Raw genomic sequence first — 17,276 nt, 5'->3', positions numbered from 1 at the left:
ACTCTCCTTGCAGTCACGCCATTTTACGAATATTGCGCAACTTGCGTCCGAAGTGGACACTTTGTTGCGTCAAAACTGCTCTGCGGTAGCAGTTGAGTCTTGGATAGTCAACAAGGCTGACATAAAGTCACGCAAAAGAGAGGGACGATATGGCAGATAGCGGAAGCCCCGGGGGCGAGACACTTCTTTTTCTGACTGACGAGCAATTGCGCAAAGGCATCGAGGCGATGTTCTTCGCCTATCGCGCCTTTACCGCCGATCCTGACCGTCTGCTCGAAGAATACGGCTACGGGCGGGCGCATCACCGCGCGCTGCATTTCATCAACCGCCAGCCGGGGCTGACGGTGACGACGCTGCTCGCGGTTCTGGGCGTGACCAAGCAATCGCTCAACCGGGTGCTGCGCACGCTGATCGAGGACGGGTTGGTGGAAAGCCGCGTCGGCACCCGCGACAAGCGCGAGCGGCGGTTGCATCTGACCGCTGAAGGGGAAACGCTGGAACGTGCGCTGTCAGAAGCCCAGCGCGGGCGAATGCGCTCTGCCTATCGCGCGGCGGGGCCGCAGGCGGTGGCGGGCTTCCGGCAGGTTCTCGAGGCGATGATGGGCCCCGACTTGCACAAGCTCTATCAAATGATGAAAGACGACTGATGCCCTACTCGGCCGACCCTCATCTCCTTATCGTCGACGATGACGAGCGCATCCGGACGCTGCTCAAGAGCTTTCTGCAGCGCAACGGTTTTCTCGTCACCGCAGCGCGCGACGCGGCCCATGCGCGGTCGCTGCTGTCGGGGCTGGAATTCAGCCTGATCGTGATGGATGTGATGATGCCGGGCGAGGACGGGCTGTCGCTGACCCGCGATCTGCGCGCCAGATCGATCGCCACGCCGATCCTGCTGCTGACGGCGCGCGGCGAAACACGCGAGCGGATTGAGGGGCTGGAAGCGGGCGCCGACGACTATCTCGCGAAACCGTTCGAGCCGAAGGAATTGCTGCTGCGGATCAACGCGATCCTGCGCAGGGTGCCGCAGGAGACCGAGAGCGGTCCGAAATACCTCTCGCTGGGGCCGCTGAAATACGATCAGGAGCGGGGCGAGCTGTGGGATGGCGACGCGCTGGTGAAGCTGACCGCGACCGAGGTGCAGCTGATGCGCATCTTCGCGACTCATGCGGGCGACGTGGTCAGCCGCACGGAACTGATCGAGGAATTGGGCCGCGAGCGCGGCAGTGGCGAGGAAGGCGGCGGCGATCGGGCGGTCGATGTTCAGATCACGCGCCTGCGCCGCAAGATCGAGCGCGACCCCCGCGAGCCGCGCTATCTGCAGACGGTCCGCGGTCTGGGCTACCTGCTCGCGCCCGACTGAATGGAAGGACGGCGGATACTACATATTGAGGGGCCACCATAGGGGTGCGATAGGCGCCGCGTGGGGCTCGCTCATCTTCAAAAATGCGAATTTGTTATATGTTTTTAAGGTCACGAATCGCTTTTCCCCAATAGGGAGCAGTATTTGTGCGTCGAGCTTCCCGCGCGGCCCCCTTCGCCGATGCGCATGGCCATTGACCTTGGGTGATCTGTTGCAAGAGCGACATTTAACTGCCCCTCAACACAAATTCAGGCGAATGTGTTCTGGACTGACAAATTCGTGATTGGTATGAGAGCGGCCATGTTTGGCGGCACCTCGCGACGTGCCCCGGCACGTCACTATCGGCCCCCTCGCGGGCCCGGGAAGGAGAGACAACGTGTCCCACGCAGATAATAACGCAGGCACCCGGAGGGATTTCCTCTACTACGCCACCGCCGGTACCGGCGCGGTGGTGACCGGCGCAGCCGTCTGGCCGCTGGTGAACCAGATGAATGCCTCGGCCGACGTCAAGGCGCTCTCGTCGATCTATGTCGACATCTCGGGCGTCGAGACCGGCACGCAGCTCACGGTGAAATGGCGCGGCAAGCCGGTCTTCATCCGCCGCCGCACCGAGGAAGAGATCGAACTGGGGCGTGAAGTGCCGCTCTCCGATCTGGTCGACACCTCCGCCGAGAACGCGAACAAGCCGGGCGCCGAAGCGACCGACGAGAACCGCACCCTCGACGAGGCGGGCGAGTGGCTGGTGATGATCGGCGTGTGCACCCACTTGGGCTGCGTGCCGATCGGCAACGGCTCCGGGGACTACCACGGCTGGTTCTGCCCCTGCCACGGGTCGCATTACGACACCGCCGGCCGGATCCGCAAAGGCCCCGCACCGCGCAATCTCGATATCCCGGTGGCCCAGTTCACCGATGAAACAACCATCAAGCTGGGCTGAGGAGGCATTTAAATGTCGGGCATTCCCCACGACCATTACGAGCCCAAGACGGGCTTCGAGAAATGGACGCATAAGCGTCTTCCGATCATCGGGCTGATCTACGACACGATCATGATCCCCACCCCCAAGAACCTGAACTGGTGGTGGATCTGGGGCATCGTGCTGGCCTTCTGCCTCGTGCTGCAGATCGTCACCGGCATCGTTCTGGTGATGCATTACACTCCTCATGTCGATCTGGCTTTCGCCTCGGTCGAGCACATCATGCGTGACGTGAATGGCGGCTACATGCTGCGCTACATCCACGCGAACGGCGCCTCGCTGTTCTTCCTCGCCGTCTATATCCACATCTTCCGCGGCCTCTATTACGGCTCCTACAAGGCGCCCCGCGAGATCACCTGGATCATCGGCATGATCATCTACCTGTGCATGATGGGCACGGCGTTCATGGGCTACGTTCTGCCCTGGGGTCAGATGTCCTTCTGGGGCGCGACCGTGATCACCGGCCTGTTCGGCGCGATCCCGGGCATCGGCGAGTCGATCCAGGCCTGGCTGCTCGGCGGCCCGGCGGTGGACAACGCGACGCTGAACCGTTTCTTCTCGCTGCACTACCTGCTGCCCTTCGTGATCGCGGCGCTCGTCGTCGTTCACATCTGGGCCTTCCACACCACGGGCAACAACAACCCGACGGGCGTTCCGGTCCGCACCGGCTCGAAAGCGGAAGCCGAGAAGGACACCCTGCCCTTCTGGCCCTATTTCGTGATCAAGGACCTGTTCGCGCTCGCCGTGATCCTGCTGGTCTTCGCAGCGGTCGTGGGCTTCATGCCGAACTATCTCGGCCACCCCGACAACTACATCGAGGCGAACCCGCTGGCGACGCCCGCACACATCGTGCCCGAATGGTACTTCCTGCCGTTCTACGCGATCCTGCGCGCCTTCACCTCGGACGTCTGGGCCGTGATGTTCGTCAACTGGATCACCTTCGGCATCGTCGACGCGAAGTTCTTCGGCGTGCTCGCGATGTTCGGCGCGATCCTCGTGATGGCGCTGGCCCCGTGGCTCGACACCTCGAAAGTGCGCTCGGGCGCCTACCGCCCGATGTTCAAATGGTGGTTCTGGCTGCTGGCGATCGACTTCATGGTGCTGATGTGGGTGGGCGCGATGCCGACCGACGGGATCTATCCCTACATCTCGCTGATCGGCGCGACCTACTGGTTCGTCTATTTCCTCGTGATCCTGCCGCTGCTTGGCCTGATCGAGAAGCCGCAACCGCTGCCGGCGACGATCGAGGAAGACTTCAACCACCACTACGACATCAAATCGGCTGAATGAGTAAGGAAGAGGGACACCAAATGAAACATCTTCTGATCTCTGCCCTGTCGGCGCTGGTGATCGGGGCAAGCGCCCTGACCTCCCCGGCGATGGCGGCCGAAAGCGGCGAAAGCCATGTCGAGGATATCGACTTCTCCTTCGAGGGCCCCTTCGGGACCTTCGACCAACAGCAGCTGCGCCGCGGCTTCCAGGTCTACCGGGAGGTCTGCTCGGCCTGCCACGGCCTGCGCTATGTCGCCTTCCGCACGCTCGCTGATCAGGGCGGCCCGATGATGGACCCGGCCTGGGTGCGCGCCTATGCCGCCGAGTTCACCGTGATGGACAAGGAAACCGGCGAAGAGCGCCCCGGCAAGGAGACCGACCACTTCCCGTTCATCTCCGGCATGGGCATGGGTCCGGACCTGTCGCTGATGGCGAAAGCGCGCGCGGGCTTCCACGGCCCCTACGGCCTCGGCATCAACCAGTTCTTCCGCGGCATCGGCGGCCCCGAGTATATCTACTCGGTCCTGACCGGTTACACCGGCGAAGAGAAGGAAGAGGCGGGCTCGTATTTCTACGGCAACCACACCTTCCCGGGTGGTTGGATCGCCATGCCTCCGCCGCTCTCGGAAGACCTCATCGAATATGAGGACGGCACGCCCGCTACCGTCGAACAGATGGCCCAGGACGTGTCCGCCTTCCTGATGTGGACCGCCGAGCCGAAGCTGGAATCGCGCAAGCGCTGGGGCTTCGTCGCGGTGCTGATGCTGGCGGTGCTGAGCACGCTGCTGTACCTGACCAACAAGAAGCTCTGGGCGCCGCATAAGGGCAAGAAGTTCGACCTGTAAGCCCGGGCTCGACCTGCTAGACTGATGAACGCCCCCTCGCCCGCGAGGGGGCGTTTTCCGTTCTCTGGAGCTGCCCGATGTCCACCCCGCCCCCCGGCTTCGCGCCCCTGCCCGACCCGCCCTATTACGCGGTAATCTTCGCCTCCCTGCCCGGGGCGAACGATGAGGGCTATGGCGCGATGGCCGAACAGATGGCCGCGCTCGCCGCTCAGCAGCCCGGCTATATCGGGATGGAGAGCGCACGTGACGCGACGGGCTTCGGACTGACCGTCAGCTACTGGGCCGACGAGGCGGCCCTGATCGCGTGGAAGGCGGTGGCGAAACACCAGCTCGCGCAGCAACTCGGCAAGGATCGCTGGTATCGCCATTACGCGCTGCGTGTCGCCAAGGTCGAACGCCAGTATGACGGCCCCGAGGGGCGCTGAAATTCTCCCTCCGCTGACGCGGCGCAAAGCGTCCGCGCTCTTGGATGTCGCGGGCAAGAGGGCTATCTGGGAAGGGACAACAGGAGTAACAATGCCCGACATTTCCGACCTGCCCCATATCAGCCCCGCCTCCCGCGCCCCGCGCCTGTGCGTGCTGATCGACGCCGATAACGTCCCCGCCGGATATGCCGAAGCGATCTTCGAAGAGATCGCCTCGCTGGGCGAAGCCTCGGTGCGCCGCATCTACGGCGACTGGTCGGCGCAGCGCCTCGCGGGCTGGGCCAAGCGCGTGGCCGAACTGGGCCTCGTCGCGGATCAGCAATTCGCCAATACGAAGGGCAAGAACGCCTCCGATATCGGCCTCGTCATCGCGGCGATGGATTTCCTGCATTCGGATCTGTTCGACGGCTTCGTGCTGGTCTCCTCGGACAGCGACTTCACCCGCCTCGCCGCCCGCATCCGCGAGCAGGGGCTGGACGTCTATGGCATCGGCGAACAGAAGACGCCCGAGGCCTTCCGCAAGGCCTGCAAACGCTTCATCTATGTCGAGAACCTCGGCAATGGCGACAGCACCACCGACACCACCGCCAAGCCGACTTCGGACAAGACCAGCAGCACCAGCGCCCCGAAATCTTCGGGCGGCAAGCAGGAGCCCAAAGCCGCGATCCCGATCATCGTCAACGCGATGAAAGCGATCGGTCTCGAAGAGGAATGGTATTCGCTGGGCCAGCTCGGCCAGTTCATCACGCAGGCCAACCCGGATTTCGACACCCGCACCTATGGCAGCGCGAAGCTCTCGGACCTGCTGATCAAGACGGGCCGTTTCCAGTTGCAGCGCGGTGAAGGCAATCAGTGGATGGTGCGCGATCTGGCCTGATCAGGCCTTCGCCGCGTAGCGCGCGAGGAACATCGCGACTGCGCCCCGGATCACGCGCTCCTTCTGCTCGCCGCTGAAGCTGTCGCAAATCCCGAACAGAAGCTTCGGGTGCAGTTCCGACTTGCACAGTTCGATGAAGAGGTAGGCGGCAAGGTCGATATCGTCGATCACCAGTTCGCCCCTATCCGCAGCACAGCGCAGATAGTTCATCAGCAACTCATGCACGAGTTCCGGACCCGCCGCGTAGAAGGCGCGGCCCAGTTCGGGAAACCGCTCGGATTCGGCGACGCAGAGCCGGTAGAGCCCCTGGTTCAGCTTGCAGCTCATCGAGTCGACGATCTGCGCGGCTGCAAGCGACAGCACCACCTCGGGCGCCGCACCGAAATCGATCGTGGCGACCGCGCTGTCGGTCTGCTCTTTCAGTTGCGAGCGCACGACCTCGACGAACATCAGCCGCTTATCGGGGAAATAGCTGTAAAGCGTGGCTTTCGACACGCCCGCTTCCTTGGCGATGTCATCGACCGAGGCCCCGTCGAACCCGTCACGCAGAAAGATCGTCCGCGCGCCTTCGAGCACCTGATCGAACTTGCGCCCGCGATTGATCTGATCTGTCTGTGACATCTGCCCTCCGGTTCCGGGAAACGCCCCCCGGGGCTCGCAGAATAAACCGGGCGGTTCACATCCCGCAAGGTCGCACACGTGACGTCATGGCGCTCTGCACCGGTGATCCGGCAGACTGCGGCCTATCTTCGGCTTGGCGAAAATATCCTGGGGGGCTCCGAAGGAGCGGGGGCAGAGCCCCCTCTTGCCTCGATAATGTCGCCCTACGGCGACGGGGGCAGCGCCCCCTCAGCCGATCGTGCCGCGCACACCGCCGGTCTGCGCCCGGTCCATCAGGAACTGATCAAGGATCACACAGGCCATCATCGCCTCGGCCACCGGCACCGCGCGGATGCCGACACAAGGGTCATGACGGCCCTTGGTGATCACCTCCACCTCTTCCCCCGCGACATTGACCGAGCGGCGCGGCGTCAGGATCGACGAGGTCGGCTTCACCGCAAAGCGCACCGTGATCGGCTGGCCGGTAGTGATCCCGCCAAGGATGCCGCCTGCGTGGTTCGACAGATATTCGACGCCATCGGGCCCCATCACCATCTCGTCGGCATTCTCCACGCCGGTCAGGGCTGCCGAGGCCATGCCCTCGCCGATCTCGACGCCTTTCACAGCGTTGATCGACATCATCGCAGCGGCCAGTTCGGTATCCATCTTGGCGTAGATCGGCGCGCCGAGACCTGCCGGGCAGCCCTCGGCCACCACCTCGATCGCGGCGCCCACCGAGTTCTGGCCCTTGCGGATCGCGGCGAGGTAATCGGCCCATTCATCCGCTGCCTCGGCATCGGGCAGGAAGAACGGGTTTTGCAGGATCGCATCGCGGTCGAACTTCGCGCGGTCCAGATGTTTCGCGCCCATCTGCACCATGTAGCCATAGATCTGCAGATCGGGGACCAACTGGCGTAGCGCGGCCTGCGCCACGCCCCCGGCGGCCACACGCGCCGCCGTCTCGCGCGCGCTGGAGCGCCCGCCGCCGCGATAGTCGCGAACACCGTATTTCTGGTGATAGGTGATATCGGCATGACCGGGGCGGAACTGTCGCGCGATCTCGCCGTAATCCTTCGAGCGTTGATCGGTATTCTCGATCATCAGCTGAATCGTCGTCCCGGTCGTCTTTCCCTCGAAGACACCCGACAGGATGCGCACCGCGTCGGGCTCCTTGCGCTGGGTCGTCTCCTTCGACTGGCCCGGACGGCGACGGTCGAGGAATTGCTGGATGAACGCCTCGTCGATCTCGATGCCGGGCGGGCAGCCATCCACCGTCGCGCCAAGCGCAGGCCCGTGGCTTTCGCCCCAGGTGGTGACGCGGAACTGGTGACCGAAAGTGTTGAACGACATGGGACGCGCGCCTCGCAGGTTTCCTTCGGCGCTGGCTTAGCAAGTCAGGGGCTGCGAGGCAACGCGCATGGCATTGGGCGCGGCAGCTTAGAAAGACCTTGGTTGCGCGCGGGACGCGCTCACTCCACCGCACGGATCAGCTTGCGCTCGAGCACCCGCAGCACCTGGCGCAGATCGTGGCCGCGCCGCAGCACCTGCCCCTGCTGCCCGATCACCGCATATTGCCCCTGTTTCGAGCGTAGCGCGGGCCGTTTCTCGATCCGGTAAATCGGCACTTCGGCGGCGCGGCGAAAGATCGAGAAGACCGCGACATCGCGCAGGAAACTCATCCCGTAATCACGCCACTCACCGGCGGCGACCGCGCGCCCGTAAAGCGACAGGATCACGCCAAGCTCGGAGCGATCGAACGCGATCCGCTCCGGCACGCCGGAAGGGTTCGGATGGGGGGAAGGCGTTTGAACCGTCATTTACAAAGGGTACATCGCGCGTGGCGCAAATCAAGCCCACCCGCGCTAAGGTTGCATACGCCTTTGCCGCGCCGGAATAAGACCGCGAAAATGCCTGATTTCCTGCGCCTTCCTGCCGGGTTTCCACGCCATCTTCAAATCAGCGGAAAACGCTAAAGCCCGACGGTGCGGTAAACAGCCCCCACCCAGTTCGTATCGTCGGGCGCTTTTCCCTCCTGCAGAAAAGCCCCGTGTCCTGGTCAGACACGGGGCTTTTCCTTTTCCCGATCCGCAGCACTCTCTGCCCTAGTAGCAGCGCACCGCCGCGATCGTGCCGCTCTCGTCGATCTCGAAATTCACCCGATCCGGGGCGTAATCCATCGTCACCGCATCGCCCGGATGAATGATGCGATGGGGCCGCGCGAGGGTAAGCCCCGCCAGCACTGATTCAGGCCGCCCTTCCAGCGCCGCGAGCCCCGGCGGCGGACAGGTGCCGGCCGCGGGCGGACCCGAACGCGGTGGCATGCGGTGCGGCTGGCACGCAGCGCCCCCGAAAGCCGCTATCCCCAATGTGACGATCAGACCGATCCGCGCCCTGCTCCGTTCCATCAAGCTCACCCGCAATCGATATTGTAGACATTCCCGCGCGAGTCGAGCCGGAACACGACGCGCTGCGGGTTGTAGACCTGATCCTCGACGCCGCGCCATTCCACGATGCGATAGGGTTTGGTGATCCCCAGCGTCTGAATCTGTGCCGCCGGCTGGCCGAGGACCGAGGTGTAGTTCACCGCGCCGCAAGTGTCCGGCTCACGCTCCTGCAGGCCGCCTTTGGTGAGGGTGACAGGCGGGGTGACATAGGGCGCGGGCGCTTCGGCCTGAGGCGCGGGAGCTGCGCTATCCGAGGGGGTCTCGCTCATCGGACCCGCGGGATCGCAGGCCGCAAGCGCCAGCATCGAACCCGTGACGAAAAATCGTTTCAACATGTCGCACCCTTCATTGCATTGGCCGCGCCGATAACGCAGGCTATTGCGGAATTTATACAAGGAGTATGCGCCCATGAGAACCCGTGCCGCAGTCGCGCTAGAGGCGGGAAAACCGCTCGAAATCATGGAAGTGGAGCTGGAAGGCCCGAAAGCGGGCGAAGTGCTCGTCGAGATCAAGGCCACCGGCATCTGTCACACCGACGAATTCACCCGCTCGGGCGCTGACCCCGAGGGCATCTTCCCGACCATCCTCGGCCATGAGGGTGCGGGCGTCGTGCTCGAGGTTGGCGAAGGCGTCACCACGCTGAAGCCGGGCGATCACGTGATCCCGCTCTACACGCCGGAATGCCGCGAATGCCCGTCCTGCCTGTCGGGCAAGACGAACCTCTGCACCGCGATCCGCAACACCCAAGGTCAGGGCCTGATGCCGGACGGGACCACGCGCTTCAAGATGCTCGATGGCACGCCGATCTATCACTACATGGGCTGCTCGACCTTCGCGAACCACACGGTGATGCCCGAGATCGCGCTCGCCAAGGTCCGCGACGACGCGCCGTTCGAGAAGATCTGCTATATCGGCTGCGGCGTCACCACCGGTATCGGCGCGGTGATCAACACTGCTGGCGTCGAGATCGGCTCGACCGCCGCCGTGTTCGGCCTCGGCGGCATCGGTCTGAACGTGATTCAGGGCCTGCGCATGGCGGGTGCCGACATGATCATCGGCGTGGACCTGAACGACGGCAAAGAGGAAATGGCGCGCAAGTTCGGCATGACCCATTTCGTGAATCCGTCGAAATCGGACGTTCCGGTGGTGCAGCAGATCGTCAACCTGACCAAGACCGAGCGCGATCAGATCGGCGGCGTGGACTATTCCTTCGACGCCACGGGCAATGTGCAGGTCATGCGCGACGCGCTGGAATGCTCGCATCGTGGCTGGGGCGTGTCGGTCATCATCGGCGTCGCACCCGCGGGGGCCGAGATCGGCACCCGCCCGTTCCAGCTCGTCACGGGCCGGACGTGGAAAGGCACCGCATTCGGCGGCGCCAAGGGCCGCACCGATGTGCCGAAATTCGTCGAGTGGTACATGAACGACAAGATCGAGATCGACTCGATGATCACCCACACCATGCCGCTCGAAGACATCAACAAGGCGTTTGATCTGATGCATGCGGGCGAGTCGATCCGCTCGGTCGTGATCTACTAAGCCCAAGTCCGGGGGCGCTGCCCCCGGACCCCCGGGATATTTGGGCCAAGGCGAAGCCAAGGGAGCGATCTCCCCTTCGCTCTTGGTCAAATATCCCCGGGTGAATTCGCGCCAGCGAAGAGGGGCAGCGCCCCTAACTCCCCAGATAATCCCGCAGCGCAGGCGGCGGATCGTCGAGAAGCGGTCCGGTCTCTTGCGGCGCATGGGCGTGGCCCTCGGCCACCAGAACCGTCTGCGGGCAAAGCGCGCGCGCATCCTCGGGATCGTGGCTGACCATCAGCACCGTCGTGCCCTGTTCGCGGGCGATCTCGGCCACCAAAGCCAGCATCTCGGATTTCAGCGCGGGCCCGAGCGCCGCGAAGGGCTCGTCGAGCAGCAGGATCGGGCGGCCGCGGAGCAACGTCCGCGCGAGCCCCGCACGGCTTTGCTGCCCGCCCGACAGCGCGCCGGGTTTGCGCCTCTCCATCCCCTCGAGGCCCACACGCGCCAGCGCGGTCTCGATCCGGGCGCGGTCGGTGGCGTCGATCTTGCCCTCCGGGTTCAGGCCGAGCGCGAGATTGGTCTCGAGCCGAAGATGCGGGAAGAGGTTCTGATCCTGAAACAGGATCGAGAGCGGGCGCTCCCCCGGCGGCATCGCGGTGATGTCTTCGCCCTGCCAGAGGATGCGGCCACTTGCGGGCGGCAAGAAGCCGGCGATGGCCGAAAGCAGCGTCGATTTCCCCGCGCCGGACGGGCCGATCAGCGCGACGCGCGCGCCGGTCTGGATCGTGAGGTCGGCATCGAGGCGGAAATCGCCCTGTGTGAGGGTCAGTCTATCGAGGGTCAGCATAATACCCCGCGCGGTCGAGCGCCCAGAAAAGCGCGAAGGTGAGGATCAGGAGCAGGCTCGCAGCGCCTGCCGCCTGATCCATGCGATAAGAGCCCATGAGCTGGAAAAGCGCCAGCGGCAGGGTACGGGTCTGGCCATCGGAGAATAGCGTGATGACGCCCAGATCGCCCATCGAGAAGGCCGCGGCCAGCCCCGCCGAGAAGCCCAGCGGCCGGGCCAGACGCGGGAGCGTCAGCAGGCGCAGCCGGGCAAAGCCGCGCAGCCCGAGCGAGGCGGCGAGCCGGTCGTAATCGGCCTGCAAAGTGCGAATCTCGGGCATCAGGATGCGAGTCGCAAAAGGCACCGACAGCGCGGCATTGGTCAGCAGAACCATCGGCAGGGCGAGGTCCGTGGGGTTCACGAAGGGCCGCGCGATCAGGAAAGCGCCGGTCCCCATCACGAGGCTCGACGCTGTCATTGGCAGCATCGCCGCGATCTCCGCCCAGCGTTGCCGCGTGGCCACCAGCGCGAGCGGCAGGGCGATGGCAAGAGTGATCACCGTCGAGGCCAGCGCGATCACCAGCGATGTCAGCGTGGCGGGCCAGATCATCTCGGGCAGCTCGGCCAGCGCAGGCAGCCCACGGGCGAAGACCGCCCCGATCGGCAGCAGCAGGAAGACGGCTGCCAGAAGGATCGCGAGCGTATCGAAGGCCACGCGCTCTGCCCCGCCGGACAATTGCGGGATCGGCGTGGCGCGGCGGTCATGCCCCGCGCCGAAGCTCGACGGCAGGGTCGCGCGCGCGGCGATCAGCAGGGCTGCGACCGAGATCGCGACCTGCACCAGCGCAAGGCTCGCCGCGCGACCCATGTCGAAATCGAAGCGGAAGGCTTGGTAGATCGCCAGCTCCACCGTGGTCGCGCGCGGGCCTCCGCCCAAGGTCAGCGCGACCGCGAAGGAGGTCAGGCAGACGAGGAAGATCGCGAGAAACGCGCCGGGCAGGACGCTGCGCAGCATCGGGCGTTCGAGGTGGCGGGTGACCTCTGCCGGGCCGAAGCCCAGCGTGGCGGCAAGGCGGAACCGCTCGGTCGGGATCGCCTCCCATCCGTGCAGGATCATCCGCGTGGCCAGCGGCAGGTTGAAGAAGACATGCGCGATTATGACGCCCTGCGCGCCATAGATCGAGATCGGATCGATGCCGAAGGGCGCAAGTGCCGCATTGACCAACCCGCGCCGTCCGAAGACCGCGATCAGCCCGAAGACGGCGACGATCACCGGCAGGATGAAGGGCGCGCCCAGCAGCGAGATCAGCAGCCCCCGCCCCGCAAAGCGGCGCCGGTGCAGCGCCCGTGCGACCGGGACCGCCAGCGCGCAGGAGATCAGCGCCGAGGCCGCCGCCTGCCACAGCGTGAAGCGGATCGCGGCGAGATCGGTCTCGCGCAGCCCCGTGAGCCCGCCCGCGCGGAGCGACACCGCCGCCAATGTACCAAGGACGAGCGCGGCCAAAGCCGCACCCGCCAGCACCGCCCAGAGGGGCGCGCGTTTTATTTGGAGAAGGCGCGTTGCCATTCGTCCAGCGCCGAACCGCGCAGTTTCTCGGCCTCGGCCTCACCCAGATAGAGCGTCTTGTCGGGCATCGGCAGGTTGCGGAACACCTCCGGCAGTTGGTCATGCGGCAGTTTCGCCGGGAAGGACCAGTTCGCCGTCGCGATCATGCCCTGAAAATCGGGGCTGAGCACGTAATCGAGGAATTTCTGCGCCAGCTCGGGATGTTTCGAGGTCTTGAGCTGCGCGACCAGTTCGGGGGTGAAGTAATGCCCCTCGGGGAAGATCGCGGCGACCTTGCTGTCATCCTCCTCGGCCATGATGTGATAGGCGGGCGAGGTGACGTAGCTGAGCACCATATCCGCCTCGCCATCGGTGAACATCCCGTAGGCCTCGGACCAGCCCGGCGTCACGGTCAGCACCTTGGGCGCGAGCTTCGTCCAGGCCTCTTCGGCCTTGTCGCCGTAGATGTCCTTCACCCATAGCAGAAGCGACAGACCCGCGACCGAACTGCGCGGATCCTCGATGACGATCTTGTAGGCGTCATCGGGCGCATCGAGCAGCTCCTGGAAGCTCGCGGGCGGGTTCTTCAGCTTGGTCTTGTCGTAGACGAAGGCCAGCTCCGACCAGTCGAAGGGCAGAAAGATCGGATCGTCCCATTTGACCGGCATGGTCAGATCGGAGGTGTCCTCGTTATGCGGGGCGAACAGGCCCGTGGCGCGCGCCTTCGCGGTCACGTCGGTGTTCAGGCCGATCGCGATATCGGCGGAGGTCTTGTCGCCTTCTAGCAGGATGCGCGGCAGCACATCGCCCGCCACGAATTTCAGATCGCAATCGCAACTCGCCTCGAACCCCTTCTCGATCGCGGGGCCGGGGCCCCATTCGCTCGTGAAATAATCGGGCGCATAGACGGTGAGTACGGGCTTGTCCTCGGCCGCCGCCATCGTGGCGATCAGGCTCAGGGCTCCCGCAAGCATCAGGTGGGTTTTCATGCCTCACTCCTTGGGCTTGCCGGGCGGAGTGGGGCCGGGAGAACCGGCTACCTTCCCTCCGCCGGTCTTAACCGGTTCAGGTTCAACGGGTTCGCGTGGATCGCATCTCAGCCAGCCTTGCGCTGGCACCCCGAGGTAGGGCGCAACGTAAGCGCGCGCGGCTGCGGACGCAAGGGCAAGCAGGCACAGCGTCCCCGCCCCGCGCCCCGGACCCTCTGGCGAGTTCCCGCCAGTGGCGACCCGCGCCGGATTTCAATGGCTTGCAACTGCGCGCGGCGCGACGCAGGCTCAATCTGGAACGGATTTGGGAGGAACCGATGCGCATTACCCTCACGGCGGCCCTGCTGGTCGCGACCGCCCTGCCCGCCTTGGCCGACACGATCGAGGCACCGGGCAAGATCACGGCCGTGACGCTCTTTCCGCAAGGCGCGCAGGTGGTGCGGCAGGTGACGCTCGACGCCCCCGAGGGCAGCCATGACCTGCTGGTGCCGGGCTTTCCCGAGGGCACCGACATCTCGACGCTGCGGGTTTCGGGCGACGGTGTGCAGATCGGCGCGGTGAGCCTGCTCTCCGGGCGCGCGCCCGCGATCAGCGGGCAGGACAGCGCCGCAGTGAAATCTGCGCGCGATCGGTTGGCCTCGGCGCAAGAGGCGCTTGCGGAACAGGAAGACGCCGTGGCCGTGATCCGCGCGAAGGCGCAGGCCGCGCGCGACCAGATCACCTATCTCAAGAACACCGACTCGCAGGTAACCGCGCCTGAACAGCTCCGCGCGCTGGCGCAGATGGTGGAGGACCAGATCCTCTCCGCCACCGAACGCGCGATTGCCGCCGAGGCGGAAGCCCGCCGCGCCGAAGCCGCGCTCGACCCCGCGAAAGAGGCGGTGAAGCAGGCGCAGGCGGCGCTCGATGCGCTACTGAACCCGGCAGAGGATCACGACGTGCTGAGCGCCAAGGTGCAGGGCTCGGGAACGCTGACGATCACCTCCTACGTCAAGAACGCGGGCTGGCAGCCCTCCTATGATCTGCGGCTCGATCGCGACAAGGAAGCGGTGGACATGGAGCGGTTCGTCTCGGTCCATCAGGCCACCGGCGAGGATTGGCGCGGCGTCGATCTGACCCTCTCAACGGCACGTCCCGGCGGGCGGGCGGAGCCGGGCGAGGTCTATCCGCGGCTGGCCAGGATCGGTGATCCCGATGCGCCGCCCACGCCGGTGCCGATGAAGCGTTCCCTCGCCGCGTCCGATGGCGCTGCCTCTGCCCCGATGATGGAGGCCGCGATCAGCGACCGCGCCGATCTGCAGATGCAAGGCGAGACGGTGACCTATCATTACCCGAGCGCGGTGGACCTGCGCGACGGGGTGGACGATCTGCGCCTGAGCCTCGATTCCAAGACCCTGCCGATGGAGGTCTTCGCCGAAGCTGCCCCGTTGACCGATCCGCAGGCCTATCGCGTGGCCGAGGGCAAGAACGACACCGGCGAAATCCTGTTGCCCGGCCCCGCGAACCTCTATGCCGATGGCGCGCTCGTGGGTCAGTCGCACCTGCCGATGGTCGCGGCGGGCGACGATCTGACGCTTGGCTTCGGGCCGATCGAAGGCATCCGCGTGGACCGCCGCATGCCCGACACGATGGAAGGCGATAGCGGCTTCATCTCGAAATCGAACGAGCGCCGCGAGGTGGTCGAGATCGAGGTGAAGAACCTCACCGACAAAGGCTGGCCGATGCGGGTGATCGACCGGGTACCCTATTCCGAACAGGAAGACCTGAAGATCACGACCAAGGCGACCCCGCCTGCGAGCGAGACCGACTACGACCATCGCCGTGGCGTGCTCGCATGGCGCTTCGATCTGGGCGCGGGCGAGACCAAGACGATCCGCACCGAGACCACGCTCAGCTGGCCGACGGATCAGGTTCTACGCTAAGGCAAGGCTGCGCGTGCGGCCCCGCGCGCGGCGAAGGCCAGCGTGATCAGGCTGCGTTTCGCGGATCGGCCGCAGCGCGCAGTTTCGCGAGCAGTGCCGGTGACAGGCGCAAAAACCCGCGCGCGGGAGGTTCGGCCTTCGCTGCCTCGGGGGGCTGTGCCTCTGCATCGCCAGTCTTCTCTGTCGCCTCGGGCGCCCCGTCCTCCGGCGCGGCTTGCGGGCCCACCGCCTGCGCGGCCTGCGCTGCCGCATATTCGGCGGCAGCGGCCCGTGCCGACGCGCCCTCCGCCACGGTCGCGCCCTGCCCCGCCGTTGCACCTACGATCTTGGTGCGCCCGCCATCGTCACCCGGAAACGGCGCGCCGAAGCGCAGCACAAGCTCCGTCAGGCTCGGCCCGATTTCGTCGAGCAGCATCAGGAAGCGGTTGGTGGGCCATGCGTGCAGCCCCAAGGCCCCGCCGCCTGCAAGCCGCAGCACGAAACCCTCCCCCCGCAGCCGATGTTGCAGATCGAACCAGTCGCGCGCCTGATCCAGCGCCTCCTGCACCGCGTGCATCTCCGGCAGCGGCGCTTTCGCACCGGATGCTTCGAGCACTGCCTCCTCCGCCAGACCGTCCTGCAACACGCGCCGGATCAGTTCTGCCGGGGGCAGACCGAACGCACGCGCTTCCGCCGCGATGCGGTCGATCAGATCGAGCGGCAGGCGCAGAGAGACAAGGCGGTGCTGAGAATGGGAGCGGGATGCAGATTGTGGCATGGCGGGTCGAAGCTCGTTCGCATTGGCGGGGTTCCCCCAGCCTCGCGCATCAAGCTTAACAGCCCGTGAACACCAGTCGGATTTCCGCCGCAGCGGCGCCGTCGGCCCCGCGCCGGGGCCAACGGAAAGGACAAAGCCTCAGAACGTCTCGAACCGATCCGTGTCGGCGTTATACTGTTCGAGCACGCCTTCGCCGATGTCATGGCGCAGCCCGTGCAGCGTCATCCGGTCCGCATCGAGCGCCTCGCGCACGAAGGGGAAGGTCATCAGGTTCTCGAGGCTGACTTTCACCGCCTCACGCTCGAGCGCCAGCACCTGCTGATCCTCGGGCAGGTCGGTCACGCGCTCGTAGCCCGGGCGCAGCAGGTTCAGCCAGGTGCCGACGAAGGAGCTTTTCTCCTCCAGCTCCGGCGCATGGCCCGAGCACATCGCATGGCAGCCCGCGACACCGCCGCAATTGGAGTGGCCGAGCACGATCAGATGCGCGACCTTCAGGCTGGTCACCGCATATTCGACCGCCGCCGAGGTGCCGTGGTGGTCACCATCGGGCGTGAATTCCGGCACGAGGTTCGCGATGTTGCGGTGGATAAAGAACTCGCCCTGATCGGCGCCGAACATCGAGGTGACATGCACGCGGCTGTCACAGCAGGCGATGATCATCGAACGCGGGCGCTGCCCTTCGGAGGCGAGGCGGCGATACCAGGCGCGGTTCTCGTCATAGGCGGTGGCGTGCCATCCTTGATAACGGCTCACAAGGTAGCTGGGCAGCGGTTTCACATGCTCTCTCATCGATCCCTCGTCTGGTGTCTGGCGTCTTATCGCTGCGTCAAATAGCGCGTTGCGCGCCGGGTTTCGAGAAGATTTTCCGTATCGCTCAACGAAATCTTGAGACCTCTCGATCACGTTACCGCCCGGG

Annotated in this window: 19 protein-coding genes and 1 riboswitch; of the genes, 9 read left to right on the top strand and 10 right to left on the bottom strand. The window is 65.2% G+C overall.

Annotation, left to right across the window (positions count from 1 at the left end; all coding sequences use genetic code 11):
- The first annotated feature begins 149 nt into the window (after positions 1 to 149).
- The 7 genes from BMI86_RS19390 to BMI86_RS19360 all read left to right on the top strand — a co-directional run bounded on the left by BMI86_RS19390 (position 150) and on the right by BMI86_RS19360 (position 5,755).
- A complete protein-coding gene (locus BMI86_RS19390; protein ID WP_075775697.1) occupies positions 150 to 647 on the top strand; it encodes a MarR family transcriptional regulator in 498 nt (165 codons plus the stop codon).
- The gene (locus BMI86_RS19385; RefSeq protein WP_078542808.1) at positions 647 to 1,360 is read left to right on the top strand and encodes a response regulator transcription factor; all 714 of its coding nucleotides are present in this window, start codon (positions 647 to 649) and stop codon (positions 1,358 to 1,360) included. Before BMI86_RS19390 ends, BMI86_RS19385 begins: the two co-directional genes overlap by 1 nt.
- Before the next feature lie 376 nt (positions 1,361 to 1,736).
- Positions 1,737 to 2,297: a ubiquinol-cytochrome c reductase iron-sulfur subunit gene (gene petA / locus BMI86_RS19380; protein ID WP_078520169.1), complete on the top strand. Its 561-nt coding sequence runs from the start codon at positions 1,737 to 1,739 to the stop codon at positions 2,295 to 2,297.
- Between the two features lie 12 nt (positions 2,298 to 2,309).
- Positions 2,310 to 3,626, top strand: a complete 1,317-nt coding sequence (gene petB, locus BMI86_RS19375) for a cytochrome b (RefSeq protein WP_078542807.1) — start codon at positions 2,310 to 2,312, stop codon at positions 3,624 to 3,626.
- A gap of 20 nt (positions 3,627 to 3,646) precedes the next feature.
- Positions 3,647 to 4,453, top strand: coding sequence for a cytochrome c1 (locus BMI86_RS19370; RefSeq protein WP_078542806.1), 807 nt, complete (start codon positions 3,647 to 3,649; stop codon positions 4,451 to 4,453).
- 77 nt (positions 4,454 to 4,530) lie between these two features.
- Positions 4,531 to 4,878 (top strand): antibiotic biosynthesis monooxygenase, encoded by a 348-nt coding sequence (locus tag BMI86_RS19365; protein WP_078542805.1) that lies wholly within the window; start codon positions 4,531 to 4,533, stop codon positions 4,876 to 4,878.
- Positions 4,879 to 4,969: 91 nt separating this feature from the next.
- Positions 4,970 to 5,755, top strand: coding sequence for an NYN domain-containing protein (locus BMI86_RS19360; RefSeq protein ID WP_078542804.1), 786 nt, complete (start codon positions 4,970 to 4,972; stop codon positions 5,753 to 5,755).
- Here BMI86_RS19360 and BMI86_RS19355 read toward each other — a convergent pair whose 3' ends face one another.
- The 5 genes from BMI86_RS19355 to BMI86_RS19335 all read right to left on the bottom strand — a co-directional run bounded on the left by BMI86_RS19355 (position 5,756) and on the right by BMI86_RS19335 (position 9,134).
- Complete coding sequence (locus tag BMI86_RS19355; protein ID WP_078542803.1) at positions 5,756 to 6,376, bottom strand: TetR/AcrR family transcriptional regulator; 621 nt, start codon at positions 6,374 to 6,376, stop codon at positions 5,756 to 5,758.
- A 228-nt stretch (positions 6,377 to 6,604) separates the two neighbouring features.
- Positions 6,605 to 7,705, bottom strand: coding sequence for a chorismate synthase (gene aroC / locus BMI86_RS19350; protein WP_078542802.1), 1,101 nt, complete (start codon positions 7,703 to 7,705; stop codon positions 6,605 to 6,607).
- A 119-nt stretch (positions 7,706 to 7,824) separates the two neighbouring features.
- Complete coding sequence (locus BMI86_RS19345) at positions 7,825 to 8,172, bottom strand: DUF2794 domain-containing protein (protein ID WP_078542801.1); 348 nt, start codon at positions 8,170 to 8,172, stop codon at positions 7,825 to 7,827.
- A 285-nt stretch (positions 8,173 to 8,457) separates the two neighbouring features.
- The gene (locus BMI86_RS21340; protein WP_078542800.1) at positions 8,458 to 8,676 is read right to left on the bottom strand and encodes an I78 family peptidase inhibitor; all 219 of its coding nucleotides are present in this window, start codon (positions 8,674 to 8,676) and stop codon (positions 8,458 to 8,460) included.
- Between the two features lie 89 nt (positions 8,677 to 8,765).
- The gene (locus BMI86_RS19335) at positions 8,766 to 9,134 is read right to left on the bottom strand and encodes an I78 family peptidase inhibitor (RefSeq protein ID WP_078542799.1); all 369 of its coding nucleotides are present in this window, start codon (positions 9,132 to 9,134) and stop codon (positions 8,766 to 8,768) included.
- A gap of 73 nt (positions 9,135 to 9,207) precedes the next feature.
- On the opposite strand from BMI86_RS19335, the gene BMI86_RS19330 reads away from it, so the two are divergent.
- A complete protein-coding gene (locus BMI86_RS19330) occupies positions 9,208 to 10,338 on the top strand; it encodes an S-(hydroxymethyl)glutathione dehydrogenase/class III alcohol dehydrogenase (RefSeq protein ID WP_078542798.1) in 1,131 nt (376 codons plus the stop codon).
- Positions 10,339 to 10,471: 133 nt separating this feature from the next.
- On the opposite strand, the gene BMI86_RS19325 is transcribed toward BMI86_RS19330, so the two are convergent.
- From BMI86_RS19325 to thiB, 3 genes are read right to left on the bottom strand one after another with little or no spacing between them, the layout of a single operon-like run.
- Positions 10,472 to 11,167: an ATP-binding cassette domain-containing protein gene (locus BMI86_RS19325; protein ID WP_078542797.1), complete on the bottom strand. Its 696-nt coding sequence runs from the start codon at positions 11,165 to 11,167 to the stop codon at positions 10,472 to 10,474.
- Positions 11,151 to 12,713 carry a thiamine/thiamine pyrophosphate ABC transporter permease ThiP gene (locus BMI86_RS19320; RefSeq protein ID WP_078542796.1) on the bottom strand — a complete coding sequence of 521 codons (1,563 nt, stop codon included), beginning with the start codon at positions 12,711 to 12,713 and terminating at the stop codon, positions 11,151 to 11,153. Before BMI86_RS19320 ends, BMI86_RS19325 begins: the two co-directional genes overlap by 17 nt.
- Positions 12,689 to 13,681 carry a thiamine ABC transporter substrate binding subunit gene (gene thiB, locus BMI86_RS19315; RefSeq protein ID WP_078542795.1) on the bottom strand — a complete coding sequence of 331 codons (993 nt, stop codon included), beginning with the start codon at positions 13,679 to 13,681 and terminating at the stop codon, positions 12,689 to 12,691. The genes BMI86_RS19320 and thiB overlap by 25 nt, the downstream gene beginning before the upstream one ends.
- Before the next feature lie 36 nt (positions 13,682 to 13,717).
- Positions 13,718 to 13,824, bottom strand: a riboswitch (TPP riboswitch).
- 174 nt (positions 13,825 to 13,998) lie between these two features.
- On the opposite strand from thiB, the gene BMI86_RS19310 reads away from it, so the two are divergent.
- Positions 13,999 to 15,603, top strand: coding sequence for a DUF4139 domain-containing protein (locus BMI86_RS19310; RefSeq protein WP_078542794.1), 1,605 nt, complete (start codon positions 13,999 to 14,001; stop codon positions 15,601 to 15,603).
- Positions 15,604 to 15,649: 46 nt separating this feature from the next.
- On the opposite strand, the gene BMI86_RS19305 is transcribed toward BMI86_RS19310, so the two are convergent.
- Positions 15,650 to 16,360 carry a hypothetical protein gene (locus tag BMI86_RS19305; protein ID WP_078542793.1) on the bottom strand — a complete coding sequence of 237 codons (711 nt, stop codon included), beginning with the start codon at positions 16,358 to 16,360 and terminating at the stop codon, positions 15,650 to 15,652.
- A gap of 138 nt (positions 16,361 to 16,498) precedes the next feature.
- Positions 16,499 to 17,149 carry a carbonic anhydrase gene (locus tag BMI86_RS19300; protein ID WP_078542792.1) on the bottom strand — a complete coding sequence of 217 codons (651 nt, stop codon included), beginning with the start codon at positions 17,147 to 17,149 and terminating at the stop codon, positions 16,499 to 16,501.
- Between the last annotated feature and the right edge of the window lie 127 nt (positions 17,150 to 17,276).

Origin of the sequence: Thioclava sp. DLFJ5-1 (genome assembly GCF_002020115.1) — a bacterium.
Classification (GTDB): Bacteria; Pseudomonadota; Alphaproteobacteria; order Rhodobacterales; family Rhodobacteraceae; genus Thioclava; species Thioclava sediminum.
This window is presented reverse-complemented; position numbering and strand designations above follow the sequence as displayed.